The organism is Vibrio sp. 5S239, assembly GCF_041439575.1.
Taxonomy (GTDB): Bacteria; Pseudomonadota; Gammaproteobacteria; order Enterobacterales; family Vibrionaceae; genus Vibrio; species Vibrio kanaloae.
Genome location: NZ_JBGOOM010000002.1, coordinates 320,692 through 343,622, shown reverse-complemented (window position 1 = coordinate 343,622; position 22,931 = coordinate 320,692). Strand labels below are relative to the sequence as shown.

General features: G+C 44.9%; 16 protein-coding genes. 7 read left to right on the top strand and 9 right to left on the bottom strand.

Features of this window, described 5'->3' with window-relative positions:
• Window positions 1-699: 699 nt before the first annotated feature.
• The 3 genes from ACED48_RS03560 (at window position 700) to nspC (ending at window position 6,178) form a co-directional block, all read left to right on the top strand.
• Entirely contained in the window at window positions 700-3,651 is a 2,952-nt protein-coding gene (locus tag ACED48_RS03560) for a pyridoxal phosphate-dependent class III aminotransferase (protein ID WP_029626786.1), read from the top strand.
• An 8-nt stretch (window positions 3,652-3,659) separates the two neighbouring features.
• Window positions 3,660-4,910, top strand: coding sequence for a carboxynorspermidine synthase (locus ACED48_RS03555; RefSeq protein ID WP_017055122.1), 1,251 nt, complete (start codon window positions 3,660-3,662; stop codon window positions 4,908-4,910).
• A 134-nt stretch (window positions 4,911-5,044) separates the two neighbouring features.
• On the top strand, window positions 5,045-6,178 hold the full coding sequence (gene nspC, locus ACED48_RS03550; RefSeq protein ID WP_017055123.1) for a carboxynorspermidine decarboxylase: 1,134 nt from the start codon (window positions 5,045-5,047) through the stop codon (window positions 6,176-6,178).
• Window positions 6,179-6,287: 109 nt separating this feature from the next.
• Here the strand turns inward: nspC and ACED48_RS03545 are convergent, their stop codons facing one another.
• Together ACED48_RS03545 and ACED48_RS03540 are read right to left on the bottom strand one after the other, a co-directional pair.
• A complete protein-coding gene (locus ACED48_RS03545; RefSeq protein WP_017055124.1) occupies window positions 6,288-6,800 on the bottom strand; it encodes a glycine cleavage system protein R in 513 nt (170 codons plus the stop codon).
• Window positions 6,801-7,074: 274 nt separating this feature from the next.
• Window positions 7,075-7,986 (bottom strand): DUF3943 domain-containing protein, encoded by a 912-nt coding sequence (locus tag ACED48_RS03540; protein ID WP_029626788.1) that lies wholly within the window; start codon window positions 7,984-7,986, stop codon window positions 7,075-7,077.
• Window positions 7,987-8,193: 207 nt separating this feature from the next.
• Between ACED48_RS03540 and ACED48_RS03535 the strand changes: the two genes are divergently transcribed.
• Entirely contained in the window at window positions 8,194-9,432 is a 1,239-nt protein-coding gene (locus ACED48_RS03535) for a CinA family nicotinamide mononucleotide deamidase-related protein (RefSeq protein WP_017055126.1), read from the top strand.
• A 161-nt stretch (window positions 9,433-9,593) separates the two neighbouring features.
• Here the strand turns inward: ACED48_RS03535 and ACED48_RS03530 are convergent, their stop codons facing one another.
• The 3 genes from ACED48_RS03530 to ACED48_RS03520 are packed head-to-tail and all read right to left on the bottom strand — an operon-like array spanning window position 9,594 to window position 13,511.
• Entirely contained in the window at window positions 9,594-10,439 is an 846-nt protein-coding gene (locus ACED48_RS03530) for a DmsC/YnfH family molybdoenzyme membrane anchor subunit (protein ID WP_017055127.1), read from the bottom strand.
• Between the two features lies 1 nt (window position 10,440).
• A complete protein-coding gene (locus tag ACED48_RS03525; RefSeq protein WP_004733360.1) occupies window positions 10,441-11,061 on the bottom strand; it encodes a DMSO/selenate family reductase complex B subunit in 621 nt (206 codons plus the stop codon).
• Window positions 11,062-11,072: 11 nt separating this feature from the next.
• Window positions 11,073-13,511 carry a DmsA/YnfE/YnfF family dimethyl sulfoxide reductase gene (locus ACED48_RS03520; RefSeq protein WP_017055128.1) on the bottom strand — a complete coding sequence of 813 codons (2,439 nt, stop codon included), beginning with the start codon at window positions 13,509-13,511 and terminating at the stop codon, window positions 11,073-11,075.
• 198 nt (window positions 13,512-13,709) lie between these two features.
• Here ACED48_RS03520 and ACED48_RS03515 point away from each other — a divergent pair, with 198 nt between their 5' ends.
• Window positions 13,710-14,276: a molecular chaperone gene (locus tag ACED48_RS03515; RefSeq protein ID WP_017055129.1), complete on the top strand. Its 567-nt coding sequence runs from the start codon at window positions 13,710-13,712 to the stop codon at window positions 14,274-14,276.
• A complete protein-coding gene (napF, locus tag ACED48_RS03510; RefSeq protein WP_017055130.1) occupies window positions 14,276-14,791 on the top strand; it encodes a ferredoxin-type protein NapF in 516 nt (171 codons plus the stop codon). Before ACED48_RS03515 ends, napF begins: the two co-directional genes overlap by 1 nt.
• 172 nt (window positions 14,792-14,963) lie before the next feature.
• Here the strand turns inward: napF and yfaE are convergent, their stop codons facing one another.
• From yfaE to ubiG, 4 genes are all read right to left on the bottom strand, one after another.
• Complete coding sequence (yfaE, locus tag ACED48_RS03505; RefSeq protein WP_010438115.1) at window positions 14,964-15,242, bottom strand: class I ribonucleotide reductase maintenance protein YfaE; 279 nt, start codon at window positions 15,240-15,242, stop codon at window positions 14,964-14,966.
• A complete protein-coding gene (gene nrdB, locus ACED48_RS03500) occupies window positions 15,242-16,375 on the bottom strand; it encodes a class Ia ribonucleoside-diphosphate reductase subunit beta (RefSeq protein ID WP_017055131.1) in 1,134 nt (377 codons plus the stop codon). The genes yfaE and nrdB overlap by 1 nt, the downstream gene beginning before the upstream one ends.
• Window positions 16,376-16,476: 101 nt before the next feature.
• Window positions 16,477-18,759 carry a class 1a ribonucleoside-diphosphate reductase subunit alpha gene (gene nrdA, locus ACED48_RS03495; protein WP_017055132.1) on the bottom strand — a complete coding sequence of 761 codons (2,283 nt, stop codon included), beginning with the start codon at window positions 18,757-18,759 and terminating at the stop codon, window positions 16,477-16,479.
• 508 nt (window positions 18,760-19,267) lie between these two features.
• Window positions 19,268-19,978, bottom strand: a complete 711-nt coding sequence (gene ubiG / locus ACED48_RS03490) for a bifunctional 2-polyprenyl-6-hydroxyphenol methylase/3-demethylubiquinol 3-O-methyltransferase UbiG (RefSeq protein ID WP_017055133.1) — start codon at window positions 19,976-19,978, stop codon at window positions 19,268-19,270.
• A 292-nt stretch (window positions 19,979-20,270) separates the two neighbouring features.
• Here ubiG and gyrA point away from each other — a divergent pair, with 292 nt between their 5' ends.
• The gene (gene gyrA / locus ACED48_RS03485; RefSeq protein ID WP_017055134.1) at window positions 20,271-22,931 is read left to right on the top strand and encodes a DNA gyrase subunit A; all 2,661 of its coding nucleotides are present in this window, start codon (window positions 20,271-20,273) and stop codon (window positions 22,929-22,931) included.

The window sequence follows — 22,931 nt, the reverse complement described above, 5'->3', positions numbered from 1 at the left end:
GCAACCTTGCCAAGGTTGAGGTCATCGGTTCGAACCCGATGTATCGCTCCAAATTAGAAAGCCCGAACAGAAATGTTCAGGCTTTTTTGTTTTCTGCTATTTTAATTTCTCGTTACCCTCAAAAAATTGACACTTAAATATCGATATTTAAAGTAATCACCCAACCAAATCTTGTATTTATGAAGCCATCACTAAAAATTATTGATAGTTCATTTCACTTTATGTTACTTTCCCGCTTAATCTCGGAATGGATGATGTTCAAAACGAATCATGATGGCTTCTGGGGGATACGCGTAATGACCATTCTTGCTGATTGGGACATAACGTAGGGTAGGTATCGGCTAGTCCTTAAGCTGATAGACGGGATACTTATGGCGCCATTCGCCATGTTAATGGGAAACCCAACATTGAACACACTAAAAACAACATTGCTAATCAGCTCTGCATTTCCAAAGGGACTAGCGCTTCATAGCTGTCCGATCCTGCAAAAATGTCCAATTCTTCAAAACAGTAGCATTACTGAACCTTGAGCTTACGTTAACAATTTATCGCTGTCTTAAGACGGCCTAATTTCGTGTTCGTCATTTGACTTATACGAGCGTACAGCTATATCTCATTTCTAGACAACGCACCTACTTCATAATGAACTCTCTAATATAAACAGAGAGTTATAGTGAAATCGCGTCTGGTGAGATGAGTATGAACTCATTCAAGGGGACTTTTATGACTACCGCCTTTGAAGTCGATATTAATACTATCGCAAATTCATTTTCAACTATGGTTCCTATCGTAGAGGAAACTTACGATCTAACCCCCGACGCTATTTTGCTCGAGCAAGAACAGCATGAGTCGGATGTTCGTTCTTACCCAAGACGCCTGCCTATTGCTATTAAGCGAGCATGTGGCGCTTTAGTTGAAGATACTCGTGGCCAGATCTTTCTCGATTGCTTAGCCGGTGCAGGTACACTTTCTTTGGGTTATAACCACCCAGAGATTAACCAAGCACTTAAAGACCAACTTGATTCTGGTCTACCATACCAAACTCTTGATATTACGACTCAAGCAAAAGAGACGTTTATCAAGCGAGTTAAAGCTTTTCTTCCTCAAGACTTTTCAAATAATTCGGTTCTTCAATTCTGTGGCCCATCGGGTGCTGATGCTGTGGAAGCGGCGATCAAGCTCGCTAAGCAAACCACAGGTCGCAACACCATGTTTGCTTTTCGTGGTGCTTACCACGGCATGACGAACGGCACCATGGGCATGATGGGCAACCTCGGCACTAAAGAGCGTCGTAGCGGTTTGATGTCTGACGTACATTTCATGCCTTTCCCATACAACCTCCGCTGCCCGTTTGGCATTGGTGGTGAGGCGGGGGCCAACGCGAGCATTCGTTACATCGAGCGCATGTTGAATGACGACGAATCCGGCATCATGAAACCAGCCGCGATGATCGTAGAGCCTGTGCAAGGAGAGGGCGGTGTGATTCCGGCTCCTGCTTCTTGGTTGCAAGGCCTACGTCGTATCTGTGATGAACACGGCATCCTACTGATTTTTGATGAAATTCAGTGTGGTGTGGGCAAAACGGGTCATAGATTTGCGTTTGAAGAGTCGGGTGTTAACCCTGATATCCTATGTTTGTCTAAAGCGATCGGTGGTGGACTGCCGATGTCGCTACTTGTGTTCGATAAGAGCATTGATACATGGAAAGCGGGTGAGCACACAGGTACATTCCGTGGTAACCAATTAGCAATGGTGTCTGGCGCTAAGGCGTTGGAAATCATCGAGCGTGATGGTTTGGTTGAACACGCGAACATCGCAGGCCAATACTTACGTCACGGGCTTGAGAAGATTCAATCGCGTGTGAGCTGTATTGCTGAGGTTCGTGGTAAAGGCTTGATGCTTGGCGCTGAGATCAAGCAACCAAATGGTGAGCTTAACAAGTTTGGCGAACCACAATCAGACGGCGAACTAACTCTAGCGATTCAACGAGCAGCACTAGAGCGCGGCTTGATGGTTGAGAAGGGTGGGCGTGATGGTTCGGTTATTCGTTTCCTTCCGCCAATGATTATCTCTTTTGAGCAGATCGACTTTGCATTGCGCGTGATGGAAGAAGCGATCATCGCAGCGGGTGGCGGTTTGCAACAAGACCCAGCTTCAACCGAACAAGCAAACCAAGAATGGAACAGGCATTTCATCCAGACAGGTTTAGGTGGTAGCAACGAATTTGCTAATGTGATGAATCAAACCACCCAAGCGATGAAAGCCGTTTTTGAGCAGGTTGAAACTCCATATTCAGGTCTAGAACCAAAAGTGCTAGAGGCCGCTATCAAGGCTGTCGACCTAGATAACAATCAACACGCTTTGGTTGATGTTGTAGATAGTACTGCAGACCTTGTCGCTGCAAACTCCATCTTCGTACAACACCCAGACTGTATTGCACACCTTCACACTCCTCCTCTTATGGCATCAGTCGCTGCGGAATCAATTATCGCGGCCCTGAACCAATCAATGGATTCATGGGACCAAGCATCTGCGGCGACTTATGTTGAGCAGCGTGTGGTGGATTGGATGTGTGACAAATACCAACTTGGCGATCAAGCGGACGGCGTTTTCACCAGTGGCGGTACGCAAAGTAACCTAATGGGTTTATTGCTTGCGAGAGACTGGGTTGCGGATAAGCACAATGGTCATTCTATCCAAAAGCTTGGCTTACCAGAATACGCGAGCAAGCTTCGTATCTTGTGCTCAAACAAATCTCACTTCACGGTTCAAAAATCCGCTTCATTGCTTGGTTTAGGCGAGAGCGCGGTGTGCTGTGTTGAAACAAACGCTAATGGCACCATCAAACCGGATTTATTAGACGCAGAAATCAAAGCACTTAAAGCTCAAGGCCTAATTCCTTTTGCTGTAGTCGGTACGGCGGGTACGACGGATCATGGTGCTATCGACGACCTTGATGCGATTGCAGACATCGCAAGCAAACAAGGCCTTTGGTTCCATGTCGACAGTGCTTACGGTGGTGCGCTTATCTTAAGTAGCCATAAAGCTCGTCTGAAAGGCATCGAGAAAGCAGACTCTGTGAGTGTCGACTTCCATAAGCTTTTCTACCAAACAATCAGTTGCGGCGCGGTGTTGTTGAAAGACAAAGCGAACTTTAAGTACCTTCTGCATCACGCAGATTACCTAAACCGTGAACACGATGAGCTGCCGAACTTAGTCGACAAGTCTATCGCGACGACCAAGCGTTTTGATGCATTGAAAGTCTTCATGACGATGCAAAGCGTTGGGCCAAAGCAGTTGGGCGGTATGTACGACCATCTTCTTGAGCAAACGCTAGAAGTGGCAGACCTGATTCAAAACCAAGTTGACTTAGAGCTACTCGCGGAACCTTCACTATCAACAGTGCTGTTCCGATCTAAGCCGAACAATAAGCAGTCAGCAAACGATGAGCTAGATTTAGACAAACTGAATCAAACGCTAAGACTGGAAGCACTGACTCGTGGCGTTGCCGTGCTTGGCGAAACGGTTGTCGACGGTAAAAGCGCGCTGAAATTCACTATCTTGAATCCGTGCTTAACGACATCAGATTTCAAATCTCTAATTAACAAAATTCAAACTTTAGCTATTGAGCTAGCAGAACAACAAGGGTAATTAAAACTATGGCTATTCTACAAATTGGTGCAGGCGGCGTTGGTTGGGTTGTTGCACATAAAGCAGCACAAAATAACGAAGTACTGGGTGATATCACAATCGCTTCTCGCACAATCGCGAAGTGTGAAAAAATCATCGAATCTATCAAGGGCAAAAACAACCTTAAAGATTCAACTAAAAAACTAGAAGCTCGCGCAGTAAATGCTGACGATGTTGATGAACTTGTTGCTCTGATTAACGAAGTGAAACCAGACCTAGTAATCAACGCTGGTCCTCCTTGGGTAAATATGGCGATCATGGAAGCGTGTTACCAAGCAAAAGTATCTTACCTAGATACATCGGTAGCGGTTGACCTATGTTCTGAAGGCCAACAAGTACCACAAGCTTACGATTGGCAGTGGGGCTACCGTGAGAAGTTCGCAGAAGCGGGCATCACAGGTATTCTTGGCGCGGGTTTCGATCCTGGTGTGGTTTCTGTATTTGCAGCGCACGCGGTTAAGCACTTGTTCGATGAGATCGATACGATCGATGTAATGGACGTAAACGCAGGCGACCACGGTAAGAAGTTTGCGACAAACTTTGACCCAGAAACCAACATGCTTGAGATCCAAGGCGATTCTTTCTACTGGGAAAATGAAGAGTGGAAACAAGTACCTTGCCACTCTCGTATGCTTGAGTTTGAATTCCCTAACTGTGGCTCTCACAAGGTGTACTCAATGGCACACGATGAAGTACGTTCAATGAAAGAGTTCATCCCAGCTAAGCGTATCGAATTCTGGATGGGCTTCGGCGATGCTTACCTGAACTACTTCAACTGCATGCGTGATATCGGCCTTCTTAGCCCAGATCCGCTAACACTGCACGATGGCACTGTGGTTCAGCCTCTACATGTTCTTAAAGCACTACTACCGGATCCAACATCTCTAGCTCCGGGTTACACAGGTTTAACGTGTATCGGTACTTGGGTTCAAGGTAAGAAAGACGGTAAAGAGCGCAGCGTGTTCATCTACAATAACGCGGACCACGAAGTGGCTTACGAAGACGTAGAGCACCAAGCTATCTCTTACACAACAGGTGTTCCAGCGATTACCGCTGCACTTCAGTTCTTCCGCGGCGAATGGGCTGATAAAGGCGTGTTCAACATGGAACAGCTAAACCCAGACCCGTTCCTAGCAACGATGCCTGAAATCGGTCTAGACTGGCACGTTCAAGAGCTAGAGCCTACACCTGGTCTACCTCTAATCCATACTTTGAAGTAATTTGTTGCTCTTTGCCCTCATCGCGTTGTCCTCGCGATAAGGGCAAAGTTTTGCGAATTACATCCAACGCTCTTGCGTCGGCTTTGTTCGATTCTCATGTGCCTTCGTGAACTCGAGGGCCGCAAGGTATTAACATGCAAAACAACGAACTAAAAACGCCTTATTTCATGATCAACGAAGACAAGTTGATTGCGAATCTAGAGAAAGCTAAGCAGCTGAAAGAGATTTCAGGTGTGAAGCTGGTATTGGCACTGAAGTGCTTCTCTACATGGGGTGTGTTTGACATCATCAAGCCTTACCTAGATGGCACGACAAGCTCTGGCCCATACGAAGTGAAGCTTGGCCACGAAACCTTTGGTGGTGAGACGCACGCTTACAGTGTCGGTTACAGCGAAGATGACGTGAGAGAAGTAGCTGACATCTGCGACAAGATGATTTTCAACTCTCAAAGCCAGCTTGCTGCTTACCGTCATATTGTTGAAGGTAAAGCTTCACTGGGTTTACGTTTAAATCCGGGTGTGAGCTACGCAGGACAAGATTTGGCAAACCCAGCGCGCCAATTCTCGCGTTTGGGCGTACAAGCTGACCATATCAAGCCAGAGACCTTCGATGAGATTGATGGTGTGATGTTCCACATGAACTGTGAGAACAAAGATGCTGATGCATTTATCGGCCTACTTGATTCAATCTCCGAACAGTTTGGTGAGCACTTAGATAAGTTGGACTGGGTGAGCATGGGCGGAGGTGTGTTCTTCACATGGCCGGGCTATGACATCGAAAAACTGGGTCTTGCGCTGAAAGCCTTCTCTGAAAAACACGGTGTGCAGATGTACCTCGAGCCGGGTGAAGCGATCATCACTAAAACAACCGACCTAGTTGTGACAGTGGTTGATATCGTTGAGAACGTGAAGAAAACAGCGATTGTGGATTCAGCGACTGAGGCACACCGCCTTGATACGCTTATTTACAATGAACCAGCATCGGTGCTAGAAGCCTCAGAAACAGGCAGTCACGACTATGTGATTGGTTCATGTTCATGTCTGGCGGGCGATCAGTTCTGCGAAACGAGCTTTTATGAGCCACTTAAGATTGGCCAAAAACTTCACCTGTTGGACAGTGCGGGCTACACCATGGTGAAACTGAACTGGTTCAATGGCCTGAAGATGCCATCGATCTATTGCGAGCGTAGCAACGGAGAAGTTCAAAAGCTGAATGAGTTTGGCTATGAAGACTTCAAACGTTCATTGTCACAATGGTCGGTTAAATAACGATCCTTAGACTCAGAACAACAAATAGAGCAGCCAATGAGCAGCTCTATTTTGTTTTTAGGTGTCCGTTAATCAGAAAACAGAATATAAAATTGAGAGCGACTACCAGTTAACCTTCAATTATCACTCGAGTATCTTCGCTAAGCGTTTCTAGCTCATTCACTACGTCTTCGATCTGAACTTCGATTGGCAGCTTAACCGCTATCTTGGAAGTAAACAGGCTTGAGCTCACACCGCCGCCACCAGCGATAAAGACTCGGTGGCAGTCCATATCTAGAATGCTGATTCCTTGTCTATCCAAGACATGGGTTACTTCGTTGACGATACCTGCTCTGTCGTTCGAGTCGAGTCTAAGGTGGTGTATCGTGTCTTGGACATTGTGTGCATGGTCTGAATCGACAAATTGCACGATGAGATCCGGATTAGCGCTGAAGGCTTCTTTAACAATCGATTCGTTGATGGCTGGAAGTTCAACCTTGAGTACACCCGCGACTTGGTCTTCAATAAAATTCACTTTACTGATGAGCCATTTTCCGTCGTTTTCGTGAGTAACCGCAGCAAGTTGCTTGATTGTTGCTGGTGATGCTTTTCCGATAAAGTTTACGATAAATGTACTGTTCATATCAGCCCCCAAAGTTTCAATTATTCTTTGCCAATTAAATGTTTGATATCACGCGATAAAGTTCTTTAATTTCAGTGTAGAAGGTTACATCGAACAATGTTTGACCTGTGTCAATTTTTGAAACTAAGCTGCGATACAAAAAAAGAGAATGAAGGCTAGGGCACAAAAAAGCGGCTAAAGAGCCGCTTTGTAAAAGAGTTGTCACTGTTATTTGTGATTCAGAATCTTAGCAAGCAACTGAGTAAACGGCTTAGCAAGTAACACGGATACTGGTTCAAAACGTTACCTTGAAGTTCATACCAACAAACTGTGAGTCGTATGGTGCGCCAGCATCGTAAGCGAATTTAGCGGCATCTTGGTTGTCCCACCAAGGGTTAGTATTCAGGTTAACTTCTGCGTCACCGCCCCAAGCGTCACTTACCCAGTAATGGATATGGCCAACAGGGTTTAGGAAAAATAGAGACACATCACCCATGGTTTGAGAACCCATCACTTCACCACCTGAAGCAACGATGTTTTGTTCTGCTTCTAACATCATTTCACCAACAACCGCACCAAAGAATGGTGTGATGAAGAGATCTTGCCATGAAGGTACTTCAGCAAACGCTTCTACACCGTATTCCCAGAAGAATGTCGACATAGTCCAAGAGTATAGGAAAGACTCAAACTCATCGTACCCCGCGTGTCGAGCTGCAGTGTAGTAAACACCACCAAAATAAGGGTGCATTACATAATTTAAGAAGTGTTCATCACGGTCCCATACTGGACCAGCAGAAACATTATCCTTCCACTTCTGACCTAGTGCACTAATATCGCGTTGGTCATCGTCCCACTTAGTAATACTTTCAGGTAATAGGGTCATTAGGCCAACGGTTGCGACACTCAAACCAAGAATAGTGTAGGTTTGACCCATAAGGTAATCCCAATCTTTACCATCGCTGACAGTCAGATAAAGTGGTTGCTTGTCGATCGTTAAATCGTACTGATCGCTTGACTCGTTTAATGCATAATTCTTACTTGGCTTGTAGGTGTACAAGCTTTCACTAACACAGTAATCTTGAGCACATTCATCCGAGTAAGAAAGGTTGATTGGCTGTTCGAAGTCATATTGGCTTGCAGCCGAGTTAACTGACATTAACATTGATAATACAGCTGTAACCTTTGCTAGTGACGGCGATTTGGACACAAGGGTCTCCACGAGAAGTTAAAAATTGATCAGAGTCACAATTATCTATTAAATGCCTGATTTAGGGAACTAATACTTTATTACTTTTCTCATAAGAATCTTAGTTCAGACATGGTCAATACTTATGAAAGGTGAAATGTATCAAATTCAACCATAGACTAGTTTGTAAATAATACAGTGTCTTTTTATGACAACAAGGGAAGTAATATGACGAAAATCGCAATGTTAAGTACAGGTGAAGAAGTTCTTCATGGAGACATTGTCGACACAAACGCGGCCTGGATGTCTGCTGAGTTTTATCAGCACAGTTTTGCTCTTGCTAAACGTTCCACTGTGGGTGACCAAATGAATGCTCTGGTTGAAGAACTGCTGATGCTGAGCTTTAACTATGATGTGGTTATCGTTAATGGTGGTTTAGGGCCGACAACCGACGACATGAGCGCCGCCGCTGCTGCAACTGCTTCCGAGCAGGACTTAATTATGTTCCCTGAGTGGTTGACTCGTATGGAAAAAATGTTCTCAGGACGCGGTATGCCGATGCCTGACAGCAACCTTAAACAAGCCTTGTTGCCAGCAAGCGCTCAGGTTGTCGATAACCCAGTTGGCACTGCGTGTGGCTTTAAGCTGAAGATTAACGATGCGACGTTCTATTTCACGCCGGGTGTGCCAAGTGAATTCAAGCGCATGGTGACCTTTGAAATTCTGCCGGACTTGTCGCGTACGTATCCTCAAGTGGTTGCTTCAGAATGCAGCCGTTTGTTTACGTTTGGCTTATCTGAATCGGGCATCTCTGATGTTTTGGACCAATTAAAGCTGCCAGAAGGTTATGAGTTGGGTTATCGCTCTTATCTGCCATTCATTGAGGTTAAACTGTTTGGCCCTAAGGCAGACTTAGAAACTCGCGTTAAGCTTCTGCAAATGGTTTACAAGCTGCTAGAGAGTAATGTCGTGAGTGTCGATGAGCCGATGATTGACCATATTGGACACATCATGGCGGAAAAAAAGAAGACGTTATCTGTGTCTGAAGTGTCGACCAAAGGTTCACTGTCAGCGTGGCTGCAATTGAATGAGCAGGTCGAAGATTGCTTCGGACATTCGTGGGTGATGGCTGAGCCCAAAGAGAGCGAACTTGAAAAGAGCGATCCATTGGCCGCAACCTTTGCTCTGGCCGGAGCAACAAGAGATAAATGCGGAACTGAATTGGCTTTGGTGACGGGTAAGTTGGAAGGCAACACATTCAGCGTTGCATTGTCGACTGAAGTAGGCGAGTGGGGGCAGGTACTTGAGTTTTATCGTCAGTACTCGCGAGAAGACCAACGCAACGTGATTAAGACAGTCGCCGCCGATATGCTGAGAAGGCATTTAGACAACAAACCGATGTTTGGTACTTATTCTTCGGTTAAGCGATTGAAAGACATGTTTATTCCAGCGGCTATCATTAAGTAGCTATGTAAGCGAACTCGCTAAGTCTGTACTGAAAACGCTAGAAAAAACGCAATAAAAAGGCCCAACATCTAAATAGGTGTTGGGCCTTTTGGTTATCTAGCCTTCTAGATAACCAAACAAGCAGCGATGTTTACACGCAACTCATGTCTGTAAGAACTCGATTACAAACCGCTTGTCATATGTAGGCTGTAGAACAAACCACGGCCGATTAACTCTGAAGCCAAGAACAATACTAGTGCTAAGCCAAGGTTAACTGGATTCACTTTTGCTTTGTTCAGCATAGGTAGAATCCAAATCAACAAGCTTGCCATCAGTAATGCAACTTGAAGAATCACATAGCTGCCTAAACCGTCAACCAACTCAGATGCTTTTGCTGCTGAAGTTTGGATGTCACCGATTAGGTTCAGTTTGCCTACTGTCACAAGCAAGCTGATAGCAACAGCGATAACAGCCAGCATGGTGATGTTACGGTCAACCGTAAAGCGGCTGTCGTTTGCCAATACAATCACAAACTGAGACAGCAGCAAGCCGCCCACAACCATCGTCATGATGAAGCTCAATGGTGTGTAGATATTGTCCCACGTTGGTACTGTATTGATCATGTATACGTTAATCATCGCGTACATGAAGATAACACCCAACACCATCGCGCCAACCATCAGTGCTTTCTGGATAGCTACGCCACCTTTCTTAAGCACAGACAATAGCCATTGCAGGCCACCGACAGCGAAGAATGCTGCACCGAAGAACACTTCGTTAGACAACCAAGCAGAGCCTAGTTGGTTAAAGGCATTAAACGCGCGCAGTGGAGAACCAAGGTGCGTTGTCGAGAACATGAAGCCAAGCCCCATTAGTGCCCATAGAATGAACATTGGAACCTCGTAGCTGTTCAGCTTCTCTTCGTCATGACCAAGTACCAGTGCACGTGCGCCAATCAGTAAGTAACCACCAACCGCAGTTTGCGCCAGCACAGTAAAGAAGATTAAAGACCACTCATGAAAAATCATCTTACACCTCCTTCGGGTTTGCTAGGTGACCACTGGTATCGCCAGTCGGCTTCGCGTTTTTGTTCAGCTTAATCACGATGTTCGGTAGCGTTTCTGTTGAAGATGGCAATGGCGCCACATCCGCACCGGAGCCGTACTTTTCGCGAAGTGTATTGATTTCACCAAACTCCAATGCACGAAGTGGGCAAGACTCAACACAGATAGGCTGTTTGCCTTCAGAAACACGTTGGTAACAACCATCGCATTTGGTCATGTGACCTTTCTTAGCATTGTATTGTGGTGCGCCGTAAGGGCACGCATTGCTACAGTGCTGACAACCAATACATACGCTCTCATCAACCACAACCAAACCGTCTTCATCACGTTTGTGCATCGCGCCCGAAGGACACACTTTCACACACGCTGGGTTAGTACAGTGGTTACAAGCGATAGAAAGGTAGTAAGAAAAGACATCTTTCTGAACCCAGGTATCGCCATCTTGAGTGAAGCCACCACCGGCATATTCGTATACGCGACGGTAGTTCGTTTTGATGTCTAGATCGTTATAATCTTTACAAGCAAGCTGACAGGTTTTACAACCCGTGCATTTACTTGAATCAATGTAAAAGCCGTATTGTTTCATTCCAACCTACCTTATGCTTTCTTTAGCGCTTTGATTTGAACTAGGTTTGTATGCTGAGGGTTACCCTTAGCAAGTGGGCTCGGGCGCTGAGTCGTCAGCACGTTGATAGAGCCTGTATGGTCGATCTTCTGACCATCTGGTGCGTACCATGCACCTTCGCCTAGTGCGACAACTCTAGGAAGAATCCTAGGTGTCACTTTCGCTGGAATGTGTACTTCGCCACGGTCGTTGAAAATACTCACCATGTCGCCGCTTTCAATACCACGTTCTTTTGCATCGATCGGGTTGATCCACAACTCTTGCGGTGCTGCTGCTTTGATTTCTGCAACGTTGCCGTAAGTTGAGTGAGTACGAGCCTTGTAGTGGAAACCGGTTAGCTGAAGTGGGTACTTCTCTGCTAGTGGATCGTTATGACCTTCAAAAGAGTCCGCGTAAATCGGAAGTGGGTGAATCACTTCGTCTTCTTTCAGCTTCCAAGTCTTCGCGATATCAGCCAGTTGCTCTGAGTAGATCTCAATCTTGCCACTTGGTGTGGTCAGTGGGTTCGCTTCTGGATCTTTACGGAAGTCTTCGTAAGCGATGTAGTGGTGGTCGTAGCTACGTTTGTAGATACCCAGCTCTTTCATCTCTTCGAAGGTTGGCAGTGTTGGATCATTCTTACGAGTTTCAGCGTAAAGGTGCTCAATCCATTGCTCTTGAGTACGGCCTTCGGTGAACTCTTTTTCTACGCCCATGCGCTTAGCAAGCTGAGTACACATCTCGTAGATAGATTTCGCTTCGAACTGAGGCTCAATCGCTTTCTGTGCATAGATGAAGTAAGGCATGTTCGATGCTTTACCATCCATACACCAGTCGTCTTGCTCTGATGTTGTTAAGTCAGGCAGGATGATGTCGGCGTATTTCGCTGAAGACGTCATATGGTTATCAATCACAACAATCATTTCACACGCACTCTCATCTTGAAGAATCGCGTGAGTTTTGTTGATGTCTGAGTGTTGGTTGATGATGCAGTTACCTGCGTAGTTCCAGATCATCTTGATTGGGTTCTTAAGGCGCTCTGCACCGCGAACACCATCAGTGATGTCGGTCATTTCATGGTGACGGTAAATAGCGTCTGTCCACATGAACATTGAAATAGACGTTTCAACTGGGTTTGGCACAGTAGGGAAGCGCACAAATGGAATGTTGATGTCGCTTTCACGAGCACCTGTTGAACCGCCTGATACACCCACAGAACCAGTGAGCAGTGACAGCATCGCGATTGCACGACACGCTAGCTCACCGTTCGCAGTACGTTGCAGGCCCCAGCCTTGGTGGATTGCGCACGGTTTTGCTGTGCCCATTTCACGGCCAAGCTTGACGATAGTATCAACGGGAATACCGGTGATCTTAGAAGCCCACTCTGGTGTTTTCTCTACGCCATCTTCACCTAAACCTAGGATGTAAGATTTGTAGTCGCTGTTTTTAGGCGCTGATGCAGGCAGAGTTTTTTCGTCATAACCGACGCAGTATTTGTCTAGGAACGGTTGGTCGACAAGGTCTTCCGTGATCATCACGTGTGCAAGACCCGCTACCAATGCCGCATCCGTAGAAGGACGAATTGGAATCCATTGATCTTCACGACCACCGGCAGTATCGGTGTAGCGAGGGTCGATGATGATCGTTCTTGCGTTCGATTTGTTTTTGCTTTCTACGTAGTGGTGGATCAGACCGCCGCCAGACATACGTGTCTCGGCAGGGTTGTTACCAAATTGGATATTAAGCTTGGTGTTCTCTAGGTCAGAGAAAGAGTTGTTGTTCGCCCAACCACCGTAGGTGTAGCTCAAGCCTTTCGTGATTTGCGCTGTTGAGTAGTCACCGTAATGGTTTAGGTAACCACCACTCAGGTTCATTAGACGAGCAATCAGCGTTTGAGCTGGTGGCCAAGATTTAGTAACCGTACCGCCAAGCGTACCTGTACCGTAGTTTAGGTAGATAGTGTCGTTACCGTAGTCTTTGATAAGGCGTTGCATGGTGCCGGCGACTTCATCATAAGCCTCTTCCCAGCTAATACGCTTAAACTTACCTTCACCACGTTTACCTACACGTTTCATTGGGTATTTTAGGCGATCTGGGTTGTAAACACGGCGGCGCATCGAGCGACCACGTAGACACGCACGAACTTGGTGATGACCGTATTCGTCAGTACCTGTGTTGTCTGTTTCTACGTATTTGATCTCACCGTTTTGTACATGCATACGTAACGGGCAGCGAGAGCCACAGTTTACTGTGCATGCACTCCATACGATTTTCTCATCCACATTCTCAGCAACCGCAGCCGCTACTGGTTTGGATTTGAAAGGTAAAGCGATACCGCTCGCAAGTGCGGCTGCACTACCTACTGCAGAAGAAGCTTTCATGAAGCCTCTTCGAGTAAGATTCATTACCCCAGATTCTTTTTTATTCGTCATTCTAAGATGCCTTTTGCTATTGATGACTAGCACTTTATAGGTAGTTTGTTATTTATGTTTTTATTTCGGATTGTTGATTGACTGGCATCAAATAAGAGCGAAATTTAAATCTTATTAATCGAATGTATAAAATAGATCAAAGAATTAAATCGCCTTGTTTATATAATTATCTTTAAACCTATAACGGTATAAATAATAATGATTATCGATACGCATAAATTATTGGGTTCGCTATTTTATCAAGCGACAAGTAAAGAACAGTTGGTCACCATTGTTGAAGCTTTGGTTGAGAGCGAAGTGCTCTCTGAAGAATGCTTACAGGCATTGAGAGGCAAAGACGAAGATGCGCTCGCAGCAGAGTTCAGCCGCCTGTTTGAAGGCGTTGGAGACATGCCAGCTCCGCCTTGGGGTTCTGTGTACCTAGATAAAGACCGCGTTGTGTTCGGCGCTTCTACGGTTGAGTATCGCCAGTTTTTAGAATTGAATCAGATTGAATTAGACACGGGGTTAAGAGAGCCAGAAGATCAATTTGGTTTAATGTTATTCGCCCATACGTATTTGTTAGAAAAAAATAATATCGATTCAGCCCGTGAATTGCTGGAGTGTCACTTATTACCTTGGTCTTCTACTTATTTAGATAAATTAAATACATCATCAGATTTATCATTTTATAAGAAGCTATCAAGTGATGTAATAAATTGGCTTAAGAAATTAACATCTGAATATAATTTAAATGTTGCTACTAAAAAGTTATATGTCGACTAATGTCTGAACAAATAAACTCAAATAGGCGCGGTTTCTTAACTCGACTTTCTAAACCAGTTAAAGCAGCCGCGAATTATGAAGAGGTATCACAGCGCTTGCACGCAAGGCCGCCAAGAGCAGTCGATGAGGTGTTGTTTGAGCGTCTTTGCGACGGTTGTGGGCTGTGTGAACAAGCGTGTCCAAATAGCGTTATTGAGATGCTAGAAGGCAGTGCGCTGCTGAATTTGGATTACAACAGTTGTTCTATGTGTAACAAATGCAGTGAAGTGTGTCCGACTGGCGCACTTCATCCAACGATCACGCCTTATATCGACCTCAAGCCGAGCTTTGCTGATAGCTGTAACAATTACATGCAAATGGATTGTTCAGCATGCCAAACTGCGTGTTCAGCAGGTGCGATACACATCGAAGTAGGAGAGTTACCTACGGTGGACAAAGATAAGTGTAACGGCTGTGGAGAGTGCCGAAGCGCTTGTTATATTGGCTCTGTGACTCTTAACCTGACTCAGCAGTAAACGTTGGGTCTTGTATGGCACAAATCAACAGGAAGACTTTGGTTGAGTGATAGACGAGTCGTCTAAAGATACCTAAAGACATAAATAGAAAAGGGTCCGCATTCCTAAGGAAGCGGACCCTTTTAAATTCTTATTGACGATATCCGAACAAAGCGACCTAAAGCAAGTTGGCTTATGCGCGTTTTTGCTTGTTTCTATGAATAACGTTACTCAGCGATAGCTCAGTCTTTGCTTTACAGATACAAGGCAATATTTCATTACCTTGCGTGTAAGCCATAGCAAAACCAACGTACTCGACCTCACCAGAATCCAACGTGCAGCGGCAAGCGCCACAGTGACCATCTCGGCAGTTGTATTCTGGCTCTAACCCAGCTTGTTCCATTGTTTCCAACAGAGTGTTTGAAGGGTTAGATTCAATCGAAGTCAGCTTGTTGATTTTGATTGTTGGCATTACAGCTCAAATCCTTCAAAGTCGTCAGCTTTTACTTCATTGTCGATTTGACCAACTAGGTAAGAACTGATTTCAGCTTCTTGTGGAGCAACTTGTACGTTATCTGAAGATAACCATGCGTTGATCCATGGGATTGGGTTCGACGTTGCTTCTGGGTAAGCAGTACCTAAGCCAACCGCTTGCATACGGATGTTGGTAATGTATTCAACGTATTGGCAAAGAATGTCTTTGTTTAGACCTATCATAGAGCCATCTTTGAATAGGTATTCTGCCCACTCTTTCTCTTGCTCGGCTGCTTCCTTGAATAGGTCAAAACACTCTTGCTTGCACTCTTCAGCGATTTGCATGAATGCGAAGTCGTCTTGACCGTTACGTAGCAAGTTGATCATGTGCTGAGTACCAGTTAGGTGAAGCGCTTCATCACGAGCGATTAGCTTGATGATTTTAGCGTTACCTTCCATTAGCTCACGCTCAGCGAATGCAAATGAACATGCAAAGCTCACGTAGAAACGGATTGCTTCTAGTGCGTTTACAGACATTAGGCATAGGTAAAGTTTCTTCTTCAGGTCATGAAGTGAAATCTTAACGTCTTCGCCGTTGATGCTGTGGTTGCCTTCGCCGTAGCGATGGTAGTCTGCCGTTAGCTTGATCAAATTGTCGTAGTAAAACGCGATGTCTTTCGCACGCTTCAGAATCTCTTCGTTTTCAACGATGTCGTCGAATACTACGCCTGGATCATTCACGATGTTACGGATGATGTGCGTGTAAGAACGAGAGTGAATCGTTTCAGAGAAAGACCAAGTTTCAATCCAAGTTTCCACTTCTGGTAGAGATACCAATGGAAGCAGGGCAACGTTAGGGCTGCGGCCTTGGATAGAATCTAGAAGCGTTTGGTACTTCAAGTTAGAGATGAAGATGTGCTTTTCATGCTCAGGTAGCTTGTTGTAGTCGATACGGTCGCTAGACACGTCTACTTCTTCTGGACGCCAGAAGAAAGAAAGCTGCTTCTCGATAAGCTTTTCGAAGATCTCGAATTTTTGTTGGTCATAACGTGCAACGTTTACCGACTGACCTAAGAACATTGGTTCTTTTAGTTGATCATTTTTTTTCTGAGAAAAAGTACTGTAAGCCATAAATGCCTCAAATCCTTTAAAGATCCGTAATAAAACGGACCCTGTTAATGCTTTAAACCCAGAGAAGATAACTTCTCTGGGGTCTTAATGTTTATTGCAGTTTATATCTTACAACCGCCGCCTTCACAATCTTCTTCCGGCACTTGAACTGCATCGCCTTGGTCGTCTTTAGCACCATCACGAGTGTTATGGTAGTAAAGCGTCTTAACACCGTACTTGTACGCTGTTAGTAGGTCTTGAAGCAGTTGCTTCATTGGTACTTTACCGCTGCCGTAAATACTTGGATCATAGTTAGTGTTTGCAGAGATAGCTTGGTCAACGAATTTTTGCATGATACCTACTAGGTGCAGGTAACCATCGTTAGAACCAATGTTCCAAAGCAGCTCGTAGTTCTCTTTAAGATTTAGGAAATCAGGAACTACTTGCTTCAGGATGCCATCTTTCGATGCTTTCACTGAGACATAGCCACGTGGTGGCTCGATACCGTTAGTTGCGTTCGAGATTTGAGACGATGTCTCAGAAGGCATAAGTGCTGTTAGCGTAGAGTTACGCAGACCGTGCTCCATGATCTCTTCACGTAGATAATCCCAATCGTAGTGCAATGGCTCTTCACATACTAAGTCGATATCTTTTTTGTAAGTATCGATTGGCAGTAGGCCTTTCGCGTAGTTGGTCTCGTGGAAAGATGGGCAACGACCTTGCTCTTTCGCTAAGTCAACAGATGCTTTTAGCAAGTGGTATTGAATTGCTTCAAATGTGCGGTGAGTCAGGCCATTTGCACTGCCGTCAGAGTACTTAACACCATTTTTAGCTAGGTAGTATGCGTAGTTGATTACACCCACACCTAAAGTACGGCGGTTCATTGTTGACTTGTATGCAGCTGGAAGCGGGTAGTCTTGGTAGTCAAGGAGCGCATCTAGGGCACGAACAACCAATTCAGAAAGCTCTGCTAGGTCATCAAGCTCGTTGATTGCACCAAGGTTGAATGCTGAAAGCGTACATAATGCAATTTCGCCTTCGTTATCTTCTACGTTAGAAAGCGGCTTAGTTGGTAGCGCGATTTCTAAACATAGGTTCGATTGACGAACTGGTGCTACCTCAGAATCAAACGGGCTGTGTGTATTACAGTGGTCAACGTTCTGAATGTAGATACGACCAGTAGAAGCACGCTCTTGCATTAGCAGAGAGAATAGCTCAACGGCTTTGACTGTTTCGCGTTTTACTGAAGGATCGTTTTCATACTTAACGTATAGCTCTTCAAAACGGTCTTGATTTTCGAAGAACGCATCGTAAAGGCCAGGTACGTCTGACGGAGAGAACAGACTGATGTTGCCACCTTGCACAAGTCGAGAGTACATAAGCTTGTTCAGCTGCACACCGTAGTCCATATGACGAACACGATTCTCTTCAACACCGCGGTTGTTTTTCAGTACTAATAGAGACTGAACTTCACCGTGCCATAGTGGGTAGAACACAGTTGCTGCACCACCACGAACACCACCTTGAGAACAACATTTCACTGCTGTTTGGAAGTACTTGTAGAAAGGGATACAGCCAGTGTGGAACGCTTCACCATTGCGGATCTCAGAACCAATCGCACGAATACGACCTGCGTTAATACCAATACCAGCACGTTGCGACACGTAACGAACAATTGAGCTTGCTGTTGCGTTGATTGAATCTAGGCTGTCACCACATTCGATCAGTACACAAGAACTGAATTGACGAGTAGGTGTACGTACACCAGACATGATCGGTGTAGGTAGAGAAATCTTAAACGTAGACGATGCGTCGTAGAAACGTTTGATGTAGTCAAGACGAGTCGATTTCGGGTATTTAGCGAATAGACACGCAGCAACTAGGATGTAAAGGAACTGAGCACTCTCGTAGATTTCTTTTGTTACGCGGTTTTGCACGAAGTATTTACCTTCAAGCTGCTTAACCGCTGCATAAGAAAAGTCTAAGTCACGTTTGTGGTCGATATACTCGTCAAGCTCGTCGAACTCAGCTTTCGTGTAGTCTTCCATTAGGTGTTTATCGTACTTACCCATATCAACCAGTTTTGCCACGTGGTCATAAAGCGCAGGCGGCTCGTATTCACCGTATGCTTTTTTACGTAGGTGGAATACTGACAGGCGTGCTGCTAGATATTGATAATCAGGAGTCTCTTCAGAGATTAAATCCGCTGCTGACTTGATGATTGTTTCATGAATGTCAGTTGTGGTGATGCCATTGTAAAACTGAATGTGAGCTTTCAATTCTACTTGTGATACAGAAACATTGTGCAAGCCTTCAGCTGCCCATGTGATCACGCGATGGATCTTCTCTAGATCGATAGTTTCTTTGCGCCCGTTACGCTTGGTAACAGTAAGTTGTTGGTTCATTCTGCTTAATTTCCCTAACAAAACTGAACAAGGCCGTGTTTTTGTGTGTTTCTGTGTAATTTTTGTAAATTACGTTCCGGCCTTGTGATCTTGGTCTACCCATACATTGTAGTTCAAACACAACATATAGGGGTCATTTGTTTGTTGGGTTACAAGATAGTGCTACATCCGATATTTTTCAAGGTAAAGAAATGGGAGTGCTTGTGGATAAGTGGTGGATTGAAAAAAAACTGTAAGTAACCACTAACTGATGAAGTTAGATGCGACTTGATTGTATAAAATTCGGTTTTTCATGATGCTTTATTTTTGCTCGCCCATAAAAAAAAATCCCTTGATCTTTGAGCAAAATAGGCGACGGATTTTAGACGATTAAATTTAAATCGAGGTGGTCAAAATGGAAGCTAGCGCACGAAATTTAGACTGAAAAAAGTCGCAAACTTATGTTAATTGCAACCTTTTTCGTGAGCCTATTTGCTAAATAATTTTACGGTTGGGGTGTCGATATTTTTTAGGCGAAATTTTGGGTGTGAACGATGTAGTTAACGTCCACATTTATCCCTAAACGGTAAGTGTCCGTTAATGGGTTGTAGTGCAGCCCTGTAATCCCTAGTTCTTGCAGCGGTGTGTTATCAATCATCTTGATAAGTTCAGCAGGGCGAATGAACTTCTCGTGCTCATGAGTGCCCTTTGGAACGATCTTTAATAGCTTCTCCGCACCAACAATTGCAAACAAGTAAGATTTGAAATTCCGGTTCAAGGTAGAAAAGAATACGTGGCCGCCAGGTTTCACTAACTTTGAACATGCGTTAATCACCGATTGTGGGTCAGGCACATGCTCTAACATTTCCATACAAGTCACCACATCGTAAGTTTGTGGGTTTTCTTCTGCGTGGTCTTCGATTGTGCTCTGAATGTAATCTAGCTTGGTACCGGTTTCTAATGCATGCAAGCGAGCTACTTCAAGCGGCTCTGTACCCATGTCTAGACCTGTCACTACTGCGCCTTCAACGGCCATGCTTTCAGCCAAAATGCCACCGCCGCAGCCAACATCGAGTACTTTCTTGCCAAACAGGCCTTCGGTTTTCTCTAGTACATAATTTAGGCGAAGTGGGTTGATCTGATGTAATGGCTTAAACTCGCCTTCTAGATCCCACCAGCGTGATGCCATGTCTTCGAATTTCTTGATTTCTGCTGGGTCTACATTCTGTGATTTAGTCATAATCGGGCATTTCCAAGTTAAATAATGCATCCATGAAATTGCAGGCATTATAGCTTGCCTTTTCGCCTTGACCAGAAGATCTACAATTTTGCTAATTTATTGGGTGTAAAGTGACCATGTTTCAGCGAGATATGACGCGGAGGTGCAATTTCTCATCAATTGATTGGCTACAAGGGTCACAAGATGGTAAAAGGAGAGGGAAAGTGATGCCTCCGTAGGTAAATTTGTGTTATATTTTTCGGTCTTATACGTATTCAAAAATACGATCTGACTATAGAGGGAAAATGGCTCTATGAGCGATCTAGCGAAAGAGATCACGCCCGTAAATATTGAAGATGAGCTTAGAGGTTCATACCTAGACTACGCGATGTCCGTCATCGTTGGTCGTGCCCTTCCAGATGTGCGTGATGGCCTAAAGCCTGTACACCGCCGCGTTTTGTTCGCGATGAATGTACTAGGTAATGATTGGAACAAACCATATAAAAAGTCTGCTCGTGTAGTAGGTGATGTAATCGGTAAATACCACCCGCATGGTGATAGTGCGGTATACGATACGATTGTTCGTATGGCTCAACCGTTCTCACTGCGTTATATGCTAGTTGATGGCCAAGGTAACTTTGGTTCTATCGATGGCGACTCCGCGGCTGCAATGCGTTATACCGAAGTTCGTATGGCGAAAATTGCTCACGAGCTCCTGGCTGACCTTGATAAGGAAACTGTGGATTACGTACCGAACTACGATGGTACAGAGCAAATTCCAGCAGTACTTCCTACAAAAATTCCTAATCTATTGGTAAACGGTGCTTCTGGTATCGCAGTAGGTATGGCTACTAACATCCCACCACACAACCTTGGTGAAGTTGTTGATGGCTGTTTAGCATTTATCAATAATGAAGATATTACTATTGATGAGCTAATGGACTATATCCCTGGTCCTGATTTCCCGACAGCAGCACTTATCAGTGGTCGTAAAGGCATCGTTGATGCTTATAAGACTGGCCGCGGTAAAGTTTACATGCGTTCAAAAGCGAATATTGAAGTAGAAAATAATGGTAAAGAAACCATTATCGTTACTGAAATTCCTTACCAAGTAAACAAAGCTCGTTTGATCGAGAAGATTGCAGAACTTGTAAAAGACAAGAAAGTTGAAGGCATCAGCGCTCTACGTGACGAATCTGATAAAGATGGTATGCGTATTGTTATTGAATGTAAGCGTGATGCTGTAGGTGAAGTTGTTCTGAACAACCTTTACTCACAGACTCAACTGCAAACGACTTTCGGCATCAACATGGTTGCGTTGAACAACGGTCAACCACAGTTGTTCAACATCAAAGATATGCTTAAGTGCTTCGTAGACCACCGTCGCGAAGTAGTGACTCGTCGTACTATCTTTGAGCTGAAGAAAGCGCGTGACCGTGCACACATCCTTGAAGCACTGTCTCTAGCACTGGCTAACATCGATGAAATCATCGAGCTTATCCGTAACGCTCCAACACCAGCTGAAGCAAAAGCTGGCTTAGTGGCGCGCGGATGGGATCTTGGTAACGTTGCTTCCATGCTTGAACGTGCTGGTACTGATGCGGCTCGTCCTGATTGGTTGGAAGACCAATACGGCATCCGCGATGGCCAATACTTCCTAACGGAAACACAAGCACAAGCTATTCTAGAACTTCGTCTTCACCGCCTAACTGGCCTTGAGCACGAGAAGATTCTAGATGAGTACAAAGCACTTCTAGAAGAAATCGCTGAGCTAATGCATATCCTTGCAAGCACTGAGCGTTTGATGGAAGTTATCCGTGAAGAACTTGAAGCGGTACGTGAAATCTATGGCGACGAACGTCGAACAGAAATCACAACGGCAGTTCATGATATCGACATGGAAGAGCTGATTGCTCAAGAAGACGTTGTAGTAACGCTTTCTAACGCAGGTTACGTTAAGTACCAAATCCTAAGCGATTACGAATCCCAGCATCGTGGTGGTAAAGGTAAGAGTGCTACTAAGATGAAAGATGAGGATTACATTGAGCGTCTGCTTGTCGCTAATACTCATGATAACATCTTATGTTTCTCTACACGTGGTAAGACATACCGTCTGAAAGTTTACCAACTACCGTTAGCAAGTCGCACAGCTCGTGGTAAGCCTATCATTAACATTCTTCCTCTAGAAGAAGGTGAGCGTATTACGGCTATTCTGCGTGTTTCTGAGTTCTCTAGCGAGAAATTCATCTTCATGGCAACAGGCGACGGTACTGTTAAAAAGACACCTCTGGATCAATTCGCAAACGTACGTGCTAATGGCCTAATTGCTGTTAATTTACGCGACGACGATTCATTGATTGGCGTTGATATTACTAATGGTGATAGCGACATTATGCTGTTCTCTCAATCGGGCAAGGTTGTCCGCTTTAATGAGGACAAAGTACGAGCAATGGGTCGTACTGCCTCTGGTGTTCGTGGTATGAAACTTCCAGAAAACGATCAAGTGGTTTCATTGATTGTTCCTTCAAATGAAGGCGATATCTTAACTGTGACGCAAAACGGTTACGGTAAGCGTACTGAACTAGCTGAATACCCAACGAAAGGTCGTGCAACTCAAGGTGTAGTATCTATCAAAGTCTCTGAACGTAATGGCCCGGTTGTTGGTGCGGTTCAAGTTGAAGAAGGCGATGAGATGATGATGATCACTGACGCAGGTACATTGGTACGTACTTACGTCGCGGAAGTAAGCCAAGTCGGTCGTAACACTCAAGGTGTAACACTGATTCGTACTGCTGGAGACGAGAATGTTGTAGGTTTACAACGTATCGACGAAGTAGAAGAAGCTGAGATTGTCGAAGGCGAAGCTGAAGAAGCAAATGCTGAAACTATCAACGCTGAAGTTGCAGAATCAAGTGAAGAGCAAGCATCAGATGCTTCTGACTCTGAAAGTGATAGCGAGCAAGACACTGAGTAA